At 41.4% G+C, this 21,404-nt stretch carries 20 protein-coding genes and 1 pseudogene; 5 read left to right on the forward strand and 16 right to left on the reverse strand.

Going from position 1 to position 21,404, the window contains the following annotated elements; all coding sequences use genetic code 11:
• Positions 1 to 131: 131 nt before the first annotated feature.
• Positions 132 to 578: a hypothetical protein gene (locus JNUCC41_RS02780; RefSeq protein WP_192206274.1), complete on the forward strand. Its 447-nt coding sequence runs from the start codon at positions 132 to 134 to the stop codon at positions 576 to 578.
• Between the two features lie 546 nt (positions 579 to 1,124).
• Here the strand turns inward: JNUCC41_RS02780 and JNUCC41_RS02785 are convergent.
• Entirely contained in the window at positions 1,125 to 1,673 is a 549-nt protein-coding gene (locus JNUCC41_RS02785; protein ID WP_192206275.1) for a peptidoglycan-binding domain-containing protein, read from the reverse strand.
• Between the two features lie 220 nt (positions 1,674 to 1,893).
• A complete protein-coding gene (locus JNUCC41_RS02790) occupies positions 1,894 to 2,055 on the reverse strand; it encodes a hypothetical protein (RefSeq protein WP_192208357.1) in 162 nt (53 codons plus the stop codon).
• Positions 2,056 to 2,249: 194 nt separating this feature from the next.
• Here JNUCC41_RS02790 and JNUCC41_RS26590 point away from each other — a divergent pair.
• Positions 2,250 to 2,532 (forward strand): annotated as a pseudogene (locus JNUCC41_RS26590) (alpha/beta fold hydrolase); the annotation flags it as partial.
• Positions 2,533 to 2,716: 184 nt separating this feature from the next.
• Positions 2,717 to 3,340, forward strand: a complete 624-nt coding sequence (locus JNUCC41_RS02795; protein WP_192206276.1) for a DUF2238 domain-containing protein — start codon at positions 2,717 to 2,719, stop codon at positions 3,338 to 3,340.
• Between the two features lie 830 nt (positions 3,341 to 4,170).
• Here the strand turns inward: JNUCC41_RS02795 and JNUCC41_RS02800 are convergent.
• The 14 genes from JNUCC41_RS02800 to kdgD form a co-directional block, all read right to left on the reverse strand.
• Positions 4,171 to 4,320, reverse strand: coding sequence for an FbpB family small basic protein (locus JNUCC41_RS02800; protein WP_192206277.1), 150 nt, complete (start codon positions 4,318 to 4,320; stop codon positions 4,171 to 4,173).
• Positions 4,313 to 4,480 (reverse strand): Fur-regulated basic protein FbpA, encoded by a 168-nt coding sequence (locus tag JNUCC41_RS27210; RefSeq protein WP_192206278.1) that lies wholly within the window; start codon positions 4,478 to 4,480, stop codon positions 4,313 to 4,315. Before JNUCC41_RS27210 ends, JNUCC41_RS02800 begins: the two co-directional genes overlap by 8 nt.
• Positions 4,401 to 5,012 carry a flavodoxin domain-containing protein gene (locus tag JNUCC41_RS02810; protein WP_192206279.1) on the reverse strand — a complete coding sequence of 204 codons (612 nt, stop codon included), beginning with the start codon at positions 5,010 to 5,012 and terminating at the stop codon, positions 4,401 to 4,403. Before JNUCC41_RS02810 ends, JNUCC41_RS27210 begins: the two co-directional genes overlap by 80 nt.
• A 192-nt stretch (positions 5,013 to 5,204) precedes the next feature.
• Positions 5,205 to 5,807, reverse strand: coding sequence for a nitroreductase family protein (locus tag JNUCC41_RS02815; protein WP_192206280.1), 603 nt, complete (start codon positions 5,805 to 5,807; stop codon positions 5,205 to 5,207).
• Positions 5,808 to 6,086: 279 nt separating this feature from the next.
• Positions 6,087 to 6,737: a DsbA family oxidoreductase gene (locus JNUCC41_RS02820; protein ID WP_192206281.1), complete on the reverse strand. Its 651-nt coding sequence runs from the start codon at positions 6,735 to 6,737 to the stop codon at positions 6,087 to 6,089.
• Positions 6,738 to 6,952: 215 nt separating this feature from the next.
• Complete coding sequence (locus JNUCC41_RS02825; RefSeq protein WP_192206282.1) at positions 6,953 to 9,991, reverse strand: efflux RND transporter permease subunit; 3,039 nt, start codon at positions 9,989 to 9,991, stop codon at positions 6,953 to 6,955.
• A 735-nt stretch (positions 9,992 to 10,726) separates the two neighbouring features.
• Positions 10,727 to 11,425, reverse strand: a complete 699-nt coding sequence (locus tag JNUCC41_RS02830; RefSeq protein ID WP_192206283.1) for a polysaccharide deacetylase family protein — start codon at positions 11,423 to 11,425, stop codon at positions 10,727 to 10,729.
• An 85-nt stretch (positions 11,426 to 11,510) separates the two neighbouring features.
• A complete protein-coding gene (locus tag JNUCC41_RS02835) occupies positions 11,511 to 11,960 on the reverse strand; it encodes an ASCH domain-containing protein (RefSeq protein ID WP_192206284.1) in 450 nt (149 codons plus the stop codon).
• Between the two features lie 105 nt (positions 11,961 to 12,065).
• The gene (locus JNUCC41_RS02840) at positions 12,066 to 12,515 is read right to left on the reverse strand and encodes a VOC family protein (RefSeq protein ID WP_192206285.1); all 450 of its coding nucleotides are present in this window, start codon (positions 12,513 to 12,515) and stop codon (positions 12,066 to 12,068) included.
• Between the two features lie 57 nt (positions 12,516 to 12,572).
• Complete coding sequence (locus JNUCC41_RS02845) at positions 12,573 to 12,896, reverse strand: hypothetical protein (protein WP_192206286.1); 324 nt, start codon at positions 12,894 to 12,896, stop codon at positions 12,573 to 12,575.
• A gap of 115 nt (positions 12,897 to 13,011) precedes the next feature.
• A complete protein-coding gene (locus tag JNUCC41_RS02850; RefSeq protein ID WP_192206287.1) occupies positions 13,012 to 13,464 on the reverse strand; it encodes a GNAT family N-acetyltransferase in 453 nt (150 codons plus the stop codon).
• 167 nt (positions 13,465 to 13,631) lie between these two features.
• Positions 13,632 to 15,167 (reverse strand): galactarate dehydratase, encoded by a 1,536-nt coding sequence (garD, locus tag JNUCC41_RS02855; RefSeq protein WP_192206288.1) that lies wholly within the window; start codon positions 15,165 to 15,167, stop codon positions 13,632 to 13,634.
• Positions 15,168 to 15,888: 721 nt separating this feature from the next.
• Positions 15,889 to 17,352, reverse strand: a complete 1,464-nt coding sequence (gene gucD, locus JNUCC41_RS02860) for an alpha-ketoglutaric semialdehyde dehydrogenase GucD (RefSeq protein ID WP_192206289.1) — start codon at positions 17,350 to 17,352, stop codon at positions 15,889 to 15,891.
• A gap of 17 nt (positions 17,353 to 17,369) precedes the next feature.
• The gene (gene kdgD / locus JNUCC41_RS02865; protein ID WP_192206290.1) at positions 17,370 to 18,302 is read right to left on the reverse strand and encodes a 5-dehydro-4-deoxyglucarate dehydratase; all 933 of its coding nucleotides are present in this window, start codon (positions 18,300 to 18,302) and stop codon (positions 17,370 to 17,372) included.
• A 320-nt stretch (positions 18,303 to 18,622) separates the two neighbouring features.
• On the opposite strand from kdgD, the gene JNUCC41_RS02870 reads away from it, so the two are divergent.
• Complete coding sequence (locus tag JNUCC41_RS02870; RefSeq protein WP_192206291.1) at positions 18,623 to 19,984, forward strand: MFS transporter; 1,362 nt, start codon at positions 18,623 to 18,625, stop codon at positions 19,982 to 19,984.
• A 31-nt stretch (positions 19,985 to 20,015) separates the two neighbouring features.
• Entirely contained in the window at positions 20,016 to 21,374 is a 1,359-nt protein-coding gene (gudD, locus tag JNUCC41_RS02875; protein ID WP_192206292.1) for a glucarate dehydratase, read from the forward strand.
• The last annotated feature ends 30 nt before the right edge of the window (positions 21,375 to 21,404 follow it).

Here is a 21,404-nt window from a genome sequence, read left to right on the forward strand (position 1 = left end):
ATGCTTGATAGTATCAAGCGATGCCACTAACCCACTTTGCTTGATTCTAGGTGCACTTTTTTTCTTTTTAAATGTGACAAAGTGGTGAACATGAAAGCCGTTGCATAATATGATATAGAAGGAGGGATTTCATGCTTAAACAACCTGGTAAAATAAGTATCTTCAATTATTGTTTTGCATTAGGGGTATCAGAAGTATTCTTTTTATCCAGCTTTTATCTTTCCATTCTTGACGTTTCATTATTTGCGATCGCTTTACCATTTTCCGCTTTATTTCTAATGTTCTCCCTGTACCTATTCCTTCGAACGCACAAAGCAGTAAAGACCTTACCCAACCAAGAGGAACGAAGAAGCGAAATTCATGCATTCTATCATCAATCTTTCGGGATTTTCACGATCATTTTTTTCACTTTACTTTTTGTAGCTTTAGCCTTTATTCCTCTGCTCGGAAACGGCGGGCATTTCTATCTTCTTTATTGTTTACCTATGGCCTTGCTTTGTATGATCCCTTCGATTGTATCTTATAAAGGAATGAGATTATTCAAACTGGAAGCCGACGGGAAATTAACGAAAATCTAATTATTTACCAAACCTTCGTTTCATGAAACTCTGGAAATGATCAAAGAAACCAATCGGTGCTCTTTCCATGTTTTTTTGTTGAATGTGTAGGTAAAATGAGGATATAATAATTATTACTAACATATAAAAAAAGACACTGGTTAAACCAGCGTCTTAATGAACAGCAAACTGCATAAAGAGCAGCGGCTTTCCGTGGTAAGTCAGTGGCTACTCAATCATGAAAGTAACCCTTTTCCTACATACATCTGGCCGGATGGTATGGAGGGGGTTACTTTTTTAATGTAACCGCGATTATTGCGACGATTAAAGAGGCGAATGAAATCATTAGCATCAGTCCGTCCATAATAGAAATCACCAGCGACACCCCCTTTCTTAAAAAGGAGTGGCCGCTGCCCACTATACCAAATTGCTGTCCAATTACTATTATATCTATTTATTTGTTATTTATATCCAAAAAAGTGGATGTAGTTAGTCTTCTTATTATATCCATGCCTTACAAAAAAAAAATCCCACATAAAGTGAGAACATTCTTTGCGTGTATATCCTTTATTGTTCCACTACACGGCCATCTTTATAAATGTGGAACCACCCAATCGTTCCTGTGCCGCCTTGATCGATCCAATCTTTATTAGCTGCTTTATAGTTGTAATAGGATTTTCCTTTGCCATCTTTCAGCAATCTGCCATCACCGCTGAATACGATCTTGTTACCCAGCTTCTTCTTCCCTAACGCGATCGCGTCTTTCTCCGTGAACTGTTTTCTTTCCACCTTATTCTCATCTAAAGCAGCCCATGTCATCGGACCGACGATACCATCTGAACTCAAGTTATGATCTACTTGAAACTCCCTTACCACATTTTGTGTTTGGGTACCGAAAATCCCATCTACGCCTACACTATATTTAACATCTTTAAGGCTTTGCTGTAAGTCTCTTACATAACTTGAACGTGAGCCTTTCCTGAGGGTCGGGCGCGTTTCCGCCTTCGTTTCGATTTTCTCCTTTGTTGCTGCGTGGGTAATTGAAGTTCCCGTTCCTAGTGGGGCCAACATCAGGGCAACAGTTGGAATGATGACCAATAATTTTTTCTTCAACACATATAACCTCCATTCATTTGATCACTCCTGCAGGTTTCTGGCACTTTCCTTGGAGCCCATTCATTATAACGTATGGAGTAGTTTTATTGGTGTTTTATTACTTAAATTATAAAAAATGGTAAATACTATTCATGGTATGTATTAAGCTTATATGATGGAGGTCCCTTTTCTTACTAAAACAAAATGATCCCCTAAAGGGGATCATTTTGTTTTAGTGATTTTATGGCTGTTGTTGATTCTGCCCTTGCATCCCAGTTCCCATGCCCATCAAGTTAGTGGCAAGCGGCACCATATTATTCATTTTCCCGCCATTTCCACTCAACATTTGATAAGTAGCAATACCTACTCCGACCGAAGCGACAACTGGCAAAATTTTATTCATGTTAGCCTTCATCTTAATCACCTTATTTTATATTTTTTTGTTCATTTCCTGAACTCTTATATCTTGTTCAAAAAAACCCAAAAAATTCAAGATGATTGTAACCGAAACGATTAGTTATAAAAATACGTTTGAAAGGGAAAATTCTTTCAGGAGGGATATTATGCAAGTTCTCTTCAAATGAGGTGAATATTCATATGCCCATGTTAGATGTGGACGGTATTAGCTTGTATTATTCTGTTAAGGGAAACGGTGTTCCTATTGTTTCTATTCATCCTCCAGTACTGACAAGTGTGTATTTCCAATACCAACTGAAGGAATTATCAGAAGAGTTCAAAGTTATCACTTTTGATATTAGGGGTCACGGAAGAAGTCAGTATTCAAGACGCCAGTAACTTATCCCCTGATTATAGAAGATATCAATCATCTATTGGATCATTTGGAAATTAAAAAAGCTATATATGCGGTTATTCGACCGGACCATTGCATCATTACGCTTATTTATTACATGAAAAATTGCCATTTACGGAATTAAAATTCATTGAACATGCCAAGCATCAGGTCCCTACAAGCGGCTAATGATTTAAATGAAAGCATTAAGCGTTTTATCCATACACGAACTGTTTGATTCTATCAACTGATAAATTTAATGGAGTGAAAAAAATTGGGAAGAGATAAAAGCATACTGATTCATTTATTATTTCTATTGCTAGTCACTGCCGTTTTTATTTGGTCAGTCATTAAGCCTGAAGGATACTTGATATGGACAATGGAAGTACTTCCTGCCGTTGTGTTTCTGATTTATTTACTTGCTACATATAATAAATTCCGCCTCACTACATTATCCTATTTCGTTGTTGCCGTTCTTTCAATCACCATGTTCATCGGTGGCCATTATACGTACTCAAAAGTCCCTGCATTTAATTGGCTAAAAGATCATTACGATCTAAACCGGAACCACTATGATCGGTTTGGGCATTTCCTGAAAGGTTTATTTGCGATTGTGATTAGAGAAATATTAATACGTAAAACCCCTCTAACAAAAGGACCGTGGTTATTTGCTGTTACATTAAGTTTTGCGCTTGCCATTGGAGCCTTATATGAAATCATCGAATGGATAACTGCCATTGTTTCAAAAGGTGGAAAAGCTTCAAAAGAATTTTTAGGAACACAAGGTGATATTTGGGACGCACAATGGGATATGTCGTTAACATTAATAGGCTCTATCCTTGTATTGTTCACCTTGTCCAAACTTCATGACAAACTGTTACGAAAAGTGAAAAATTGAGAAGAAATATTGGGTCCGACCTACAAACAAAAACTGTAAAGGCTTAAATGAATTACAATCAGGATGCTTCACGAAGCCCTTTAATATCAAATTAGAATTTGATCGTTAATATGATGCTCCATATGTTCTATGAAAATCAACAGCATTCAATATCAGGTCCAAAAGAAAAAACCGAAATCAACAAAAGATTTCGGTCCCACTATAGACAAACTCGAAGGAAAGTCAGTTTGCCTGCAGTTTTTTATTTAAAAGCGTTTCAGTTGATTTCAGAAATCCGCTCCCTTTCCGCCGGCTGTCTGCCAAGCCAGTTATTCGGCAGGAGTGTCGCATATTTCTTCAATCCAATAAGGTTTCATTAAACTATGAAAAACCGTATAAATCGTGTTTGCTTACAGTTTTTCATTTAGGCTCTTTTCGTAAAGATTGTTGTTTTTAAAAACTAAACGATTTAAGGTGATTGGAGCGCAAGTGCGAGACTCCTGCGGGAGCAGCGGGACAGGTGAGACCCCACAGGCGTTTACGCCGAGGAGGCTCACCGCCCGCCCCGCGGAAAGCGAGCATCTGGAGGGGAAATCAACCACACAGCTTTACTTGGTAAATAGCAACAAAGTATGCGAAGCCTTTATTTAAAAACAGACCAGTTGATTGGAACGGAGGGTACGAGACTCCTGCGGGAAAAACCTGTCCAAGGGAGACCCCGCAGGCGCAAAGGCGCCGAGGATGCTCCCGGACCGCCCGCGGAAAGTGAGTGCCTGTAGCGGAAATCATTTTACAAACCCTAAAAAAGCATCCAAACCTTATTTTGTTGACTGAACCAAATTTCTAACCAGTCATGATTGTACTTGCTTACTTCCCTTTTTTTCATTGATGGCTTTTTGATCGATTTTTATATAGATGCGTTCCACTTCCATTTTGTCATGCAATAGAAGTTCGCGGTTTTCCTTTAGCAGTTCAGTATAAAATTTCCTTCTCCTAGACATTTTTTAATTCACCTCTCAAGTGATTGAATTCCTTTTGTAAAACAACGATCGGAAGCTCATATAGTTGTTTATTATATTTTTTAAAAATCCCTAATTTCAGAAGCTCTTGTATAAGTTCCTCTTTTTTTACTTCTCTCTTTGAACTTAATTGGGTAATCATCAAGGACCCTCCTTAACAAAAATGCTGACTTTCGGTATTTCGGACTGCCTAGCATCCGATCCCACATGCAGATTCTCCATTTCTTCCTATTGCTTCCCCATATAAGGGCATGCTCTGCAAAGTCTTCACTTTTCCTAAATTGTTCGTATGTATTGCTTTCATGGTGTATTTTCAATACTCGATCATATACATCAAATCCAAATTGCTTCATTTTATCGGAAAGGATATCTATCGCGGCGCACGGTTTCGAATGGGTCAAGTCGCCGGCACCAAAGAATGCGACCTTCCCTCCAGCAAAGTCCACCTGGTCAATTTCTTCATAAAACTCGTGTGCTTCATACGGTAAATCTTCAAGATTCCATGTATATAAACCAATAAAGGCCAAATCAAAATCCTTTAAAGCATCAACTTCAACAGTATCCAATCTTTCCATATATACTTCACAGCCGACAGCCTTCATTCTATTCTTTATGTTTATAGCCATCTTCTCGGTATTACCGGATAAACTGACATAACCAATGAATACCTTCATCTATATCACCTTCCTAATTGAGAATTAATTTCATTACACAGTTTACTATAAATGAAAATGATTCTCATTGTCAATTATTTGTTCCCTATATATATAATGCCGCTGGAACGTTTCTTCAAAAAAAGAGCACGTTTTACTCTTTAAGAGTAAACGCGCTCTTGGTTAATCCAGTATCCACCCTAAATCTTTGAATTAATAAAATTTCACAATATCTTCGAAAGGCAGTAACGTTTTTTCTCCTGGTTGTTCATTCGGCTCACCAAATGGCATTTGAGCTATCAATGACCATTTCCCTGGAAGATCCCAAGCCTTCATCACTTCTTCATCAATGATTGGATTATAATGTTGTAAAGATGCCCCTATACCTTCCGCTGATAAAGTCATCCATATTGCATACTGAAGCATAGCATTTCCTTGATGGGACCAATATGGAAACTGTTCTTTATAGGAGGGTGCTTTTTCTTGCATTTGTTCTATTGTTTCTTGATTTTCAAAGAATAGAATAGTACCCACTCCATCACGAAATCCTTGTAATCGTTCTGCTGTTGCCGCAAAGCTCTCTTCTGGAACACGGGAACGAAGTGTTTCTTTTACAATATCCCAGAACTTTTCATGCTCGTCATCCATCACTACCACCACTCGTCCACTTTGCATATTAAATGAAGTTGGTGCATGTAAAGCCGTTTTTAATACTTCATTCATTTTTTCTTTCGTAATATTTTCGTTCTTTTTCACCTTACGGATGGAACGGCGATTGATAATGGCTTCTTTTAAATTTGTTGTAGTTGCTGACATTTTGATTCCTCCAAATTATGATGTTTTTAATTTTTGGCTGTTTTCGCTTACTTTGTTGCTATTTTCCAAGTAAAGCGGTGTGGTTGATTTCCTCTCCAGATGCTCGCTTTCCGCGGGGCGGGCGGTGAGCCTCCTCGGCGTAAACGCCTGTGGGGTCTCACCTGTCCCGCTGCTCCCGCAGGAGTCTCGCACTTGCGCTCCAATCAACCTTAAATCGTTTCGTTTTAAAAACAACAATCTTTACGAAAAGAGCCTAATTTTTTTAATCCTCAAAAGGCTTTAGCAATTCCCCTTACCTTCACATTGCAAGCCCTCAAGTTCATTCCGTTCATTTTTTGCTTCTTCCTTCTCAATGACTTGCGCTAACCTTTCTTTACTGGCTAGTCCTTGAATCACTTCATCACCAATAATAAACGTTGGGACAGCCCTTATATCTGCTTCTTCATAAGCATGTTTCAGTGCTTCTTGGTGCACTTCCCGATACTTTCGTGACACTAATGCTTCTCTAAAAGCATCTACAGGAAGTTCAACTTCACCCGCTAATTTTGTCAATACTTCAATATCTTCAATATTTTGTTCCTCTTGAAAAAACGCTGTAAATACTCTGTTGTGGAACTCGTTCCCTTTTCCGTGCTCCTTTGCAAAATGGCACCCTTCGAACGCCAAATGTGTATATGGATGCGGGGAGACACGGGGTAAACGCATATCCACTCCAAGTTTTTTCGCAACAGGGAGAATGTAAGAATCCCATGAATTCAACTTATCGGGTTCATTCCATGGATCTATTTTGGAATGTGGACTCGGTCGCAATTCAAATGGCATCCATTCCACTTCTACATCCTTTTCCTCCATGATTTCATCCAAAGGACCTTTACCTAAAAAACAAAATGGACATATAAAATCAGAATACGCTTTAATTTTCACTGTCATTATATATTCCCTCACTTTTCATCATTGGCTAAACTTGTAACCGAATCAGTTACAATACAAACCAAAAAAAATATAACATTTTCACTAGCTGTAATCATTTTAGTTACAGGAGGAAAGAAAGTCAACCATTATTTTTAAAAAACTAAGAGCATGCACTATTTTACAGAAAAAAAAGTTTGTAAAGAAAGCGTTGCTTCTCTACAAACTTTTTATTATTACATTTCGATTTGTTCGTTAACGGGTTCTCTCTTTTTCTTTCTCTGTTTTTTCGATTTTTTATAGTGCAGCAATTCGTATATACATGGAATGACGATAAGTGTGAGCAGTGTAGACACAGCTAGCCCGCCAATGACAACGATCGCTAAACTTTGTGAAACCAAGCTTCCTGTTTCGGCTTTTTTATACAATAGGGGCAGCATGGCACAAATCGTTGCTACAGCCGTCATTATGATCGGACGGAATCTTGTAGCTGTCGCTTCGACGATCGCATCACGGATAATCATTTTTTCTTCGTTTTGTTTGACTCGATCCAGAAGCACAATCGCGTTTGTCACAACAACTCCAATTAACATGAGAGCACCCAGCAGTGCTGTAATATCGACTGGAATTCGGCTGATAACCAATCCTAATACCGCTCCAATGGCAGCGAATGGCAAGGAAAATAAAATGGCGATCGGTGCTTTGATCGATTTAAATGTTATAACCATGATTAAAAAGACAATGCCGATCGATATTAACATCGTAAGGAACAGATCGGAAAAATCATCTGTTTGCTGAGCACTGGCTCCCCCGACTAGAATATCTACATCATTCGGAATATCAAGTCCTTTGTTCTTCTCTTTATCTCCAAATATCTCAAGATTTATTTTACTTGCAATATCGGAAAGCTTAGCCGGATCGACCGTTGCGTTCAATTGAAGATACGTTTCCCCATCTTTATGGAACTGCGTTGTTGCACTCTCCTCGCTCTTTAAAGAAGCGACCTTTGACACTGGGGCTAAACCGCCATCTGTCATGATCGGAATGTTTTTTAAATCCTCTGGTTTTTTAGGATCTAAGATCGGTTCAAGGACGACAGGGGTCTGCTTATCCTGTAAAGTTATATTTCCGATAGGCGTTTTATTAAGCATGATACCTAATTGTTGACCGATTTGTTCTGTATTGCCTTTAGCCGGATCTACCTTGAATGAATAAATGGTTTTCTTTTCGTCTTGGTTCGTTGTTACTTCTTCAATTCCTTTAATATCCTGTATACTTTCTTTTACCTTATTGGCTGTCAGTTCCAAATCTTCAACATTACTGCCAACCACATCTATCGTAATGTTCGTCTTTGATGCCCCCATCATAAAGGAAGAGGCTTGTGCCGTAAGTTTCGCATCAGGATAGTTTTCTTGTTCCTTTTCCATTTTTTTCAGGATCGAATCTACATTTGCTTTATCCTTTACCAGGATGCCGAAAATCGCTTCCGTCGGTGATGTGACTTCCCCATATTGTGCTGATTCTGCAGAGTTTCCTAATTGCATGAAAATATTATCTACTTCACCCATATCCTGCATCGTTTCTTCGAGTTCAATCGCTTTTTCCTTCACTTTTTCATAGGGCTGATCATTTGGATAAGTTAATGTCACGGAGACATAGTCTGCTGAAGAATTATCAATCGCCCCTTTTGGCATGGCAAAATATGTACCAATGGAACCGACAAACAACAGCATAGCAATAATCAAGACAACCCATTTATGGTTTAGTGACCAAGTAACGAGCTTGGTAAAACGCTTGGCCGGGCGATGTTTTGGCAGCTTCGTCCTTTTCAGCAATCCTGCACTCATTAACGGGACAACCGTTAATGCCACGATTAAGGAAGCCAGTAAAGAATAAGTGACAGTCAAAGCGAAAGGAAGAAGAAACTCTTGAAGCCCTCCATTCAATAAGGCAACCGGAAGGAAAACGGCTACAGTCGTAAGGGTTGAAGCTGTTATCGCCACTCCCACTTCTTTCGTTGCATCCATCACCAATTCAATTGAAATCTTCTCCTGCTGCATTTTCCGGAAAATATTTTCAATAACAACAATACTATCGTCCACCAAGCGCCCGATCGCTACAGCTACACCGCCCAGCGTCAAAATGTTCAGCGTCACTCCCGACAATGACAGCAAAAATAACGTAAAGCCAAGAGATAGCGGTATGGATACGATTGTAATGAATGTAGATCGTACATTCCGTAAAAAGACCATGATTACAATCGTGGCGAATAGCGCTCCCAGCAGAACTTCTTTTACCATCGTCTGAACGGAAGTCTCCACCATATCAGCTGTAGATAAATAAATGATCGATTTCTGGTCGCTATACTTTTCATTAATTTTTTTCGCTACTTTTTCAACCTCTTTACTGATTGTGACAGCATTTGATTGACTGTCCTTGATAATGCTTAAATCAATGCTTTCCTTTCCATTAAAACGACTGATGAGGTTGCCATCCTTCGCTTCTTCAACTTTTGCTATCTCTGCAAGTTTGACGTTCGGGGTGACCTTTAACGCTTTTAATTTTTCAATACTTGTTAAATCCCCGATAACCTTGATGTTACTTGCCTTCCCATCAATCACTTTTTCACCTACGGCCAAAGCTGCATTCTGACCGTTAAGTACGTTCATGACATCTTGAATGGAGACTTTCTTTTTAGCCAATTCTTCATTATCCACCTTGACCGAAAGAACGGATTGGGAAACTCCAAATGTCTGTACATCGGAAACCCCTTTAATATCTTTATACAGAGGCTCTAATTCTTTCTTGGTAAAGTCTATATTTTCAGCTGTTAATCCATCCTTAAAAGTAACGGAAACAAATGAAATGGGAATCATAGATGTATTTAACTGTGTAACAGTAGGCTTTGCCATGCTTTGTGGCAAAGCTACACTGCCTAAAGCCTCTTGAACATCAAGTTTTGCTTGCTTCATATCCGATCCGGCTTCAAAGAATAGATCTACTTTTGAAAACCCGTCTCCCGTTGTGGAGTATATGGAACTCTTTCCCTTAACTCCAGTGACCGCTCTTTCAATAGGTTCTGTAACTTGTGCTTCCATCGTTTTCGAATCGGTGCCCTGCCCCATTGTGATAATCGTAACTTGTGGATTATCAGCAGATGGTAAAAATTCCATCGGCAGCTTAAAATAACTGACAACTCCTATCAACAAAATAAATATGGTTACCAATGAAACGGCAGCCTTGTTCTTAAACGACCACTTAGTAAAAAACTCCACGTACTAATCACCCCTGAATAAAATTTAAAAGAAAATAATTCCATTTAAAATCTTACCATATATTACTAGTATTTAAACGTTAATTTTTTATTGATTTTTATATTTTTTTATGTCTCTCTATGTGAAGAGCTGTTTTCCACATAAAAAAGGCTGCCGCAGCAGCCTCCAGTTTTTAGACAAAAGGAGTTCAATCTAAATGTTAAAACAAAGTTGATTGGAACGTAAGGTACGAGACTCCTGCGGGAAAAGCGTGGCCAGGGGAGACCCCGCTGGCGCGAAGCGTCGAGGAGGCTCCCGGACCGCCCGCGGAAAGCGAGTGCCTGGAGTGGAAATCAACGTTCAAATAGCACAACCTAAAAAAATGCAAACAAACTCGATTATTTATATCCTTTGAAAAAAAGCATAACGATAGCCAAAACCATTACCCCGATAAACAATAACGGGCCGATGCCCGAGCTATACACGAAGTATACTTTGATGTGGCGAAAAAGGAGCACGACAAGAAATAGGAATAACAGGAAACACAAAATGATGATCAGAGCGGTATTTTTATTCCGATACAAGTAACCAGCCCCATTTTAAAATAGCTTTTTCATGCGATTGCATGCCATCAACGAATTCCGTTAAGAAACAATATGCAGACCACGTTTTGTACTATTCTGTAATATATCAAATAAAAAAGGGCTGCCGCAGCAACCCTTTTCTTCGAAAACCGTACATACGGTATAAATGAGACTACATTTCCTGAAGTTCATTGACCGTTACGAACGTATACCCTTCGTTCGTTAACTCCTGCAAGATCCCTTCAATCGCTTGAAGTTCTTTCCCCGTATCATCATACATCGGGTGCATCAGGATGATCGAACCTGGTTTTATATTTTCCTTCACATACTTCACTTTGTCAGAAGCAGTAGTGTAATAGCTATCTGGTTCCAGATTCCAGGTAATGGTCTCTCTATCATTTTCATTTAAATAATAAGGCAGACCTATGATTTTTTTCCCGTTTGGTGGCCGGACGTCAATTTCACCCTTATATCCGGAGTCCTGAATTAATTTATCCGTTTTCTCGATTTCCGCCTTGATAAAAGAAGGCGATTTAAAAACCATTCGCTTGTGGGAATATGTGTGATTCCCAATCTGATGTCCTGCTTCCGCTATTTTTCCAGCTTCCTCTGGGTATTTTTCGATTTCGTTACCAATCAGGAAGAAAGTAGCTTTTACATCGTATTTTGCCAATAACGGAAGGATCTGATTCACATTCTTCGATGGTCCATCATCAAATGTCAAAGCGACCACTTTTTCATTCGTCTCGACATTATCCGTCAATCCTCCGAATACCTGATATGTTCTCGAATTCATTAATTTATACGTACCAAGTAATAGCAGGAAAACAACCACGATTCCCAATCCAATGAATGTCAGTTTCTTTTTCATGCAAATACCTATCTTTCTATAAGTTTTTAATCCAATGACCTATTATAGCAAATCACTGAACGAAAACACTTATTGTTCACTTCCGTCACTTTACATGTATCAATTCAAAGCGCTCACACACAAGTAGCATATCTTCTTTAAAGGTGTGCCCGATCTTGTCCAATTGTTCTTTCAGCCATTTTTCATGAGCCTCCCACCAGTATGTATAGGTTCGATCTCCTTCCCCTTCTGCAATCGCAAACTCTTCGCTCACTTCATTCATGGGCAATACTTCGACTTTCACTGTTTGGATGATGGCTAAGGGCTCATCCTCACTACTTAAAATAATGCTGTAATCACCTACGGATGGTAATGGTTCATTTTCCTCTTCATAAAAAACATACCCAGAGCACGTAGCCGTTTTCATCCCATCCATCACTAATTGAGCCAACTGATCGGGATCAGCCCCGAATTGCCATGCACTGACTGCCTGGGGTTTTTCTTCATCTTTCCCCTGCCAAAATTCATTCCAATATAATTCCGCTTTGACATTCATTCTATGATTCTCCCATTCTGTTTTGACATAAAACAGATATAAATGATTATTATTCTTGAAGTTTTCGCCCATTTGTCATTCGCTTTTTTTACTTCTGTTTTTCATTTATATCTGTTCCCATTCACTTAAATACATACGATTCTTGATTTTTTGGGGATTCTCCATTTTACTAATAAACTCCAAACTGTTTCCGTCTGGATCATTAAAGTGAATTTTAGCGTGGGCATATTCCCCGTGAGGCATCACGAAAGGTTCTATTGGTTTAAATCCAAAAGCCTCTCTTGGCGCATAGCCCCTATCTTCAAGCCATGCGACTGAGCTCTTTAGATCTTCCAATGATACTTGAAAAGCGATATGCCGTAGGGAGGGATGATACTCAACTTCCACTTTTTCCGTTTCCCAAAGCCCCAACCAACTTTTGTCCTTTTCAATCCATAGAAATGCCAGGTTGTCTTCAATCTTATGATCTAACTGTAAACCAAGCCCCTCATAGAATTCGATGGAACGTTTCAAATCACGAACCGGTAAATGTGCTTCATATAAACCTCTTATCATTGAAAAACCACCTTTTGTCAGTTCTATCTCCCAAGAAGCTTCCCTGGTTCAATCCCTTTATCCTATTGTTCTACGGGGCAATTCTATTTCCCCAGTTATCAACAAGGTGATGATGATCACCCAAAATATAAAGAATGATGAGGAAAAAACCAAAGAAATGATCGGGATCATTTTTTTCTCGGTTTTCTTCAAAATTCCTATGACAGAGAGGGCGATGCCGGCAATCGTAAGGAAAAAAGTTATATAATCACCCGTCATGCTCCCGGTATTTGCCATTCTAATAGGTGTAATAAAAACAGTAAAAAAACAAATGATTCCAATGATGAATGAAGTAAAACTGATTACACCGTACCTCTTCTGAATACATGCTTCGTTTTCCATCGAGCACACCCTTTCATCAAGAATCCTGCGCATCTATTAATATCTCACAAATAATTTTAACATATACTACCAGACAAATTGTTGTGCACAGAAAAAGGGGTCAAAAGACGGTGAATTAAAGCTTCATTTTCATGCCTTCATGAGTGGCGTTGAATCCTAAACGTTCATAAAATCGCAGCGTTTCTTCCCGCTTTTTATCGGTCGTCAGCTGAATGATATGGCAGCCCCGCTTCCGGGCACGGTCAATCGCATATTGAATCAACTTGCTTCCAATGCCTTTCCCTCGTTCTGAAGATGCCGTCCGAACCCCTTCGATCGTTGCTCTCCAACCGCCTTGATGGGTAATATATGGAGTGAACGTGATTTGCTGCACCCCAACGATTTCCTCACCAAGACATGCTACGATCAATTCATTATTCTCATCTGCATCAATGGATGCAAATGCTTTTAGATAGCTTTCAGGAAGTGGATTTTCATAGCGTTCCCTTTCCCTCCCCAACACATCATCCGCTAGCATCCGTACTATTTCACTTAAGTCTTTTACCGTCGCATTCCTGAATGTTACCATGATATCCCTCCTGTACAGTATTGCTCTTTTTTCATTATGCTGGTTAACCGATCGTTCATTAATAACTTCAACTAAAAGTTAGGCGGTCCTCTTTTCTGGAGGAAAAAAATTGGACCAACAAAAAAGGACCCCTTTTAAAAGGAAGTCCTTCTTAAGTAACATCATTATTAGGTAATTGGCGCAGGATTGAACAGGGCAAAATCATTATGCAGGCCCCAATGCTCTGCCCAGGTTTTCTTTTTACCGCTGGCCACTTCCAATATGAGGTGAAACATTTCCCACCCGACATCCTCTATGGTTGCTTCACCTGTAGCGATAGTTCCTGCATTTATATCAATCAGATCTTTCCATTGCTCGGTCAATGTATTTCTTGTAGATACTTTGATGACGGAAGCCATTGCCAGGTTATAAGGTGTGCCTCTTCCGGTTGTAAAAACTTGAAGGTGCATGCCGGAAGCGAGCTGCAGCGTTCCGCAAACGAAGTCACTAGCTGGTGTAGCTGCAAAAATCAGCCCTTTTTCCGTTGCTTTTTCACCTGGAGCCAGTACGCCTGAAATGGGGCTGCCTCCGGATTTGGCAATGGAGCCTAATGATTTTTCCACTACATTGGCCAATCCGCCTTTTTTGTTTCCTGGAGACGGATTGGCACTTCGATCGGCATCACCTAAAGCCAGGTAGTTATCATACCAATCCATTTCCTTTATTAACGCTCTCCCCACTTCTTCATTCACTGCACGGGGCGTCAATAGATGAATCGCATCCCGTACTTCTGTGACTTCAGAAAATAGAACGGTTGCCCCTGCCCTAACTAACAGATCTGTAGCATATCCCACTGCAGGGTTAGCTGTCACACCAGAAAATGCATCACTTCCTCCACACTGCGTGCCGATGACTAATTCGGAAACCGGAAACGTCTCCCGCTGCCTGCGGTTCAACTTGATTAAACGTTCCTCGGCCATTTCGATAATGGATTGGACCATTCCCGCAAATCCATGCTGATCCTGAAGGGAAATGATATCTGAATCGTCCCCGCTTGGATTTATTCTCATTGGAGACAGTTTTTCACACCCCAATCCAACTACCAAGGCTTCCCCGCCGAAATTCGGGTGTTTCGCAAGGTTCTGTATCGTGCGAATGGGAATGACCGCTTCCGGTACATTGATTGCGACACCGCACCCATAGTTGTGATTTATGGCGACAACATCATCAACATTGGGATACCTCGGGAGAAGCTCTTTTTTTATCCGGTTCACGACGAAATCCAGCACGCCCACTACACATTGAACGCTTGTTGTAATGCCTAATATATTCTTGGTTCCAACACTGCCATCTTCATTGCGGAATCCCTGAAATGTATAACCTTCAAGCGGGGGTAAAACTTCGGGTATATCATTTGCTACCGGCAATTCCTTTAAATCCGGAGAAGCCGGAAGCATCACCAATGACTCGTCAATCCAACATCCCTTACTGATTGATTCAGCCGCATGGCCGATAACTTCCCCATAGCGGATGATGGCTTCATTCTCGACTATATCCATTAAAGCCACTTTGTGGCCTTGTGGTACTCTTTCTTTCAATTCAAGCCCACAAGGGAAAACGGTTCCTTGATCCAGGCCCCCCGTATTAACCACGATGGCGACATTGTCTAGCCTATTTACCTTAATATAAAGCGGTACCTCCGTCAGCTGCGTTTTCGTATCCACTTTACCAACCCTTTCAATATAATAAAGCTAGCATACTTGTCTGTTATGGATATAAATGTAGCTTTTTAAATGGCTTCAATTATATTCCTTATGCTATTGGGAATCTTCATTTTTCAAAAGTTCGTTTTCTTTTAATTTGAGTGTTTTCGCATACTTTGTTGCTATTTACCAAGTAATGCGGTGTGGTTGATTTCCCCTCCAGATGCTCGCTTTCCACGGGGCGTGCGGTGAGCCTCCTCGGCCTTTCACCTGTCCCGCTGCTCCCGCAGGAGTCTCGCATTTCCACTCCAATCAACCTTAAATAGTCTCGTTTTAAAAACAACAATCTTAACGAAAAGAGCCTTTAATTTTTAGCTATCAATACGATTCTTTCAGGTTTATTTACTATGAAAATGCAGGATAGAGCTCCTATGAGCAATACACCATGCAACCACGCACATTGGTTTTTTTAGGATGTTCAGTCTCATTGCTGATGCGTTGTCATACGCTTCCTCTTTATTTCGCTTAATTTTTCAGAAAAATTTAATATCTTTTATTTTTACTCTTCGTAATAAAGTAAGGGCTTAGATAAAGTGATGAAAGCAAATGAATTTTATCGCAGTCTGCCATATCATGATTGGAATGCGATTTCATCATTGAACTTCCTTCCAGGTTCATTAACTTCATAAGTTCTTTAATCATTCATTCGAAAGCGTTATCCATTGATCGCATTCACGTTATATTATTTTACAAACACCGTTTTAATGGATGTAAAAAACTCTTTTGCTGCTTCTCCTTGTTCCCTGGAGTGGGAACTGGAGTTTTTCATGCCGCCAAATGGCGCCTGCAATTCAACGCCTGCGCTCTCAGCGTTGACCCTGATCAATCCGGCTTCCATATCGTTAACAAATGAAAGCAAGTGTTGGATATTGGCTGTAAAAATCGAAGCACTAAGACCGTATTCGACGCTGTTCGCAAGTTGCAGGGCTTCATCAACTGAATCAGCTTTCAATAAAGCAATCACCGGACCAAAGATTTCTTCCTGTACAATTGTCATATCTGACGTACAGTTATCAAAAATCGTAGGCTCTACATAAAAGCCATTAGCCTGAGTGCCTTTTTCAGCACGCTTTCCGCCAGTTAGAAGTGCAGCGCCTTCCTCGACTCCCTTTTCGATATAAGAAAGAACCGTATTTAATTGATTTTCGCTAGCGCATGGTCCCATCCATGTCCCGCTATCCAATCCATCCCCGATGGAAATGCCTTTCGTTTCTTTCACCAGCAGCTGCTTGAACTCTTCATAAACTTCAGCTGCAACGATGACACGGCTTGTCGCGGTACATTTTTGCCCCGTCGAGCGAAACGCGCCGGTAATGACTGCTTCTACAGCCAGATTTAGATCCGCATCCGCTGCAACGATGACCGGGTTTTTCCCGCCCATTTCAAGCTGGTATTTCGCTCCGCGTGCTATCGCCGCTTGTCCAATCCTTTTCCCAACGCCGTTTGAGCCGGTAAAGGTAATGCCGTTTATATCTTCGTGATCGGCGATGCCCTGCCCGATGACACTGCCCGGCCCTGTGACCATATTGATAACACCCGCCGGTAGACCGGCTTCTTCAAAACACTCCATGATCTTCGCACAGGTGATGGCCGTCTCGGTGGCTGGCTTCACCACAATCGTATTCCCATAAACGAGAGCAGGAGCCATCTTCCAGATCGGGATGGCGATTGGGAAATTCCAAGGTGTAATGACACCCACTACACCAAGCGGGACACGTGTCGTGAACATAAGCGCTGAACTGTCGGTGGATGGAATGACATCCCCCACTTTACGCATTCCTTCTCCTGCATAGTATTTCAGGATCGCAATACCGCGTGCCGTTTCCCCTTTTGTTTCCGCAAAGGTCTTACCCATTTCCCGTGTTGCACATTCTGCGATTTCATCAATCCGCTTTTCAAGAATATGCGCTACTTTATATAGATACTCCCCGCGCTCTGAACCAGCTAGTTTGCGCCATTTATCTTTCGCCTTTTTCGCCGCTTCCACTGCCAGGTTCAAATCTTCCTTGGCAGATTTCTGTACATATCCGACAATTGCCTGATTATCTGCCGGGTTTAAACTTTTTTCAACTTCATTTGAAATGGAAGCAACCCATTCACCGTTAATATAGTTAAGATACGTTTTTGTTTGAACTGTAGTTATCATCTATAATCCCGCCCTTATTAGATTGATTGAATTGGTGTTTCTTTTGGAAAACGATCTAAAGCATTCTCTAATATCGTTTGCATTTCTGCATAATGTTCTTTTTCCACCGGAAGAATTGGTAATCTGACTGTTTGCCCAACTGGCATTCCCATAATCTCCATACCTGCTTTAATGAGAGAAACGGCATACCCTTTTCGCTGACGGCGAATATTATTGATTGGCATGATGACCTGTTGGTAAATTTCTTTGACCGTTTCTTGATTTCCGCTCAAAATGCCATTATAGAATTTTCGTGAGATGTGCGGAATGTAATTGGATATCGCAGATGAGTAAGAGTCAAAGCCGAGTGGAACGTAGGCCGACATGGTAACTTCCGCAAGCGGCATTCCGTTCAGCCAGCCGAAACGCTTTCCGAAGGTATATGTAAGAAGTCCATTCAACTCCATATTGCCTAGACCGTCTTTGACGCCGACCACCTGCGGGACCTCCGCGAGCGCTTCCAAAGTTGAAATTGAAAGTGAAACATTATCACGCTGATATACTATGGAATTCAAGTCTGTACTCTCTGCGATCGCTTTGAAATAAGCCGCCAGACCTGCCTGTTCTCCAGTAACAAGATATGGAGGTAATATTAAATATCCGTCTGCCCCTTTATCCGCTGATATTCTGGCAAGTTCCAGGGAAGTTTGAATATTCCCGCCTACCCCTGTGTATACAGGGACTTTTCCAGCCGTGACGGATACGGCCACCTCAACCATCGCTTCATATTCCTCTTTACTTAATGATGGATATTCCGCTGCTGCACATGCTACGAAAATAGCCTCGAGTCCTTCATCTAGTAAAAATTGGATATTTCGGGCGAGTGCATTTTCATCAAGCTTATTACTCGTTGTAAATGGTGCCACGGGAAATCCGAGGATCCCTTTAGGCGCCTTGCGAATTTTATTCATCTTGTATTCCCCCTTGTGTATTATTGTTTTATTGTAAGACAAATACACCTTCTGGTCAATCGTATTTTTTTTATTTTCTGAAAAATCAACCCACCACCTTATCCCATAATAATTTCGCTTCAAATATATACAAAAAAGCACGATCATTAAGGAGCTAAAATGAAAAAAGATTTATAAAAAAAGCGATTGACAAACAATTTTATTTGTCTTACCATTGGACAAAACTAAATATTAAGAATTTTCACGAAGGGAGACGCAGCCGACATTGTAAGCGGTAACAACCAAAAAGTATAATTAAATACGTTTAAGGAAGTGAGTATATGAACGCTGAAGAAAAAGTTTTTCAAACATCTCCTAAACTGCCGTATGCCCAGAAAAAAACACGGACACGATGGTTCATTGTCTTCATGCTATTTTTGGTTACAGCTCTGAATTATGCGGATCGTGCGACGCTATCAATCGCAGGTACGGACATGTCTGGTCAGCTTGGTCTCGATTCAGTCATGATGGGCTATGTTTTCTCCGCTTTTGCATGGTCTTACGTAGCTGGACAAATTCCGGGTGGATGGCTTTTGGACCGTTTTGGCTCAAAAAAAGTTTACTTTTGGAGTATCACGCTATGGTCTACCTTTACGCTTTTACAAGGGTTTATCGGATTTCTCGGCTCTGCCGGAACGGCTGTCATGGTATTGTTCGGACTGCGTTTTTTAGTTGGATTGGCAGAGGCTCCTTCCTTCCCGGCCAACAGCCGCATCGTTGCTACCTGGTTCCCAAGCCATGAACGCGGAACCGCGGCTGCCACTTTCAATTCAGCCCAGTATTTTGCAACCGTCCTCTTTGCACCGATCATGGGTTACATTACGTATAAGTTTGGTTGGGAATACGTCTTCTTCTTTATGGGCGCTTTAGGAATCATCGTCGCTTTCTTCTGGCTGAAAACGATATATGGCCCAAAGGAACATCCGCGCATCAACAAAGCTGAGCTTGAATATATCGAAGCAGGCGGCGCTTTGATCAATATGGATCAAACCACTGCAAAAAAGGAAGAAAAGAAAGGCGTCAACTGGAATAATATTAAGCAGCTTTTATCAAACCGTATGCTGTTAGGTGTTTATCTCGGTCAATATTGCATTACAACGTTAACGTACTTTTTCCTGACATGGTTTCCTGTGTACCTTGTACAAGAAAGAGGGATGACCATTCTTGAAGTTGGACTCGTCGCTTCCCTTCCAGCCATTTGTGGGTTTTTTGGCGGCATTCTCGGAGGGACATTCTCGGATTTCTTGTTACGGAAGGGATTCTCATTGACTGTCGCACGAAAAGTGCCCATTGTTGTGGGGATGGTTCTATCGATGAGCTTGGTAGCTGCAAACTATGTAGATACGGAATGGGTGGTTATATTCGTTATGGCCCTTGCGTTTTTCGGTAAAGGATTTGGGGCACTCGGCTGGGCGGTAGTGGCCGATACCTCACCAAAGGAAATGTCCGGTGTCAGTGGCGGGCTCTTCAACACATTCGGTAACATTGCAGGCATTACAACACCGATTATCATCGGATACATCATTGCCACGACAGGATCATTTAATGGGGCGCTGGTCTTCGTATGTGCCAATGCTCTTGTCGCAGTCTGCAGCTATTTATTCCTTGTTGGTGAAATCAAACGTGTAGAGTTAAAATCATAGTCAACTAAATATTCTGGTAGGGGGAAGAATCATGAACGATCAAATGCTTAAGGATCATGTAAAAATCGGCACACCGGTAATTTCAGAAATGAGCGTTATTCCAGTTGCTGGCCATGACGGCATGCTGCTGAATTTGAGCGGTGCCCATGCTCCTTATTTCACCCGGAACATTGTCATTCTGAAGGACAATGCGGGTAATACAGGTGTAGGTGAAGTTCCCGGAGGCGAAAAAATCCGCCGGACGCTCGAAGATGCCAAACAATTGGTTGTCGGCCAGTCCATTGGGACATACAACAACATTCTGAATACCATCCGTAAGCAGTTCGCGGACCGGGATGCGGGAGGCCGCGGCCTTCAGACGTTCGATCTCCGTATAGCCATCCATGCCGTAACAGCATTGGAAGCGGCACTTCTGGATTTAGTCGGCCAATATTTAGGTGTTCCAGTTGCAGCCCTTCTCGGCGAAGGACAGCAGCGTGATAAGGTGGAAATGCTGGGCTACCTATTTTATGTAGGTGACCGCAATAAAACGGATCTTGGTTATTTAAGCGAGCCTGAAGCGGAAGATGATTGGATTCGCCTCCGTCATGAGGAAGCGCTCACACCTGAATCAATTGTCCGCTTGGCCGAAGCCGCCCACTCTCGCTATGGATTCAATGATTTTAAACTGAAAGGCGGAGTTTTGCGCGGGGAAGAAGAAATCGAAGCGGTGACGGCTCTTGCGGAACGCTTCCCTGAAGCCAGGATCACCCTTGACCCAAATGGCGGCTGGATGCTTAAGGATGCGATTGAACTTTGCCGGGATCAATATCATGTCTTAGCCTATGCGGAGGATCCATGCGGAGCGGAAAATGGTTTTTCCGCCCGGGAAATCATGACGGAATTCAGGCGCGCAACGGGCCTTCCGACCGCTACTAATATGATTGCAACGGACTGGAGGCAAATGGGGCACTCCATTCAACTTCAATCCGTGGACATCCCTCTTGCCGATCCACATTTTTGGACGATGCAAGGCTCCGTCCGTGTCGCTCAAATGTGCAACGACTGGGGATTGACATGGGGATCACACTCGAATAATCACTTTGACATTTCGCTTGCCATGTTTACACACGTTGCTGCGGCCGCACCAGGAAAAATCACTGCGATCGATACCCATTGGATTTGGCAGGATGGGCAGCGTTTGACGAAAGAACCTTTTAAAATAGTCGGCGGTATGGTCGATGTCCCTTCCAAGCCCGGACTTGGAATTGAAGTGGATATGGAACAAATCGAGAAGGCACATCAGCTTTATAAACAAAAAGGACTTGGTGCCCGTGATGATTCAATGGCGATGCAATACCTGATCTCCGGATGGGAGTTCAATCCAAAATCACCTTGCCTTGTCAGATGATTTTTTCCAACAATGCGTGCGTCTCTCTCT

Source organism: Brevibacillus sp. JNUCC-41, from assembly GCF_014844095.1.
GTDB classification, from domain to species: Bacteria; Bacillota; Bacilli; order Bacillales; family DSM-1321; genus Peribacillus; species Peribacillus aracenensis.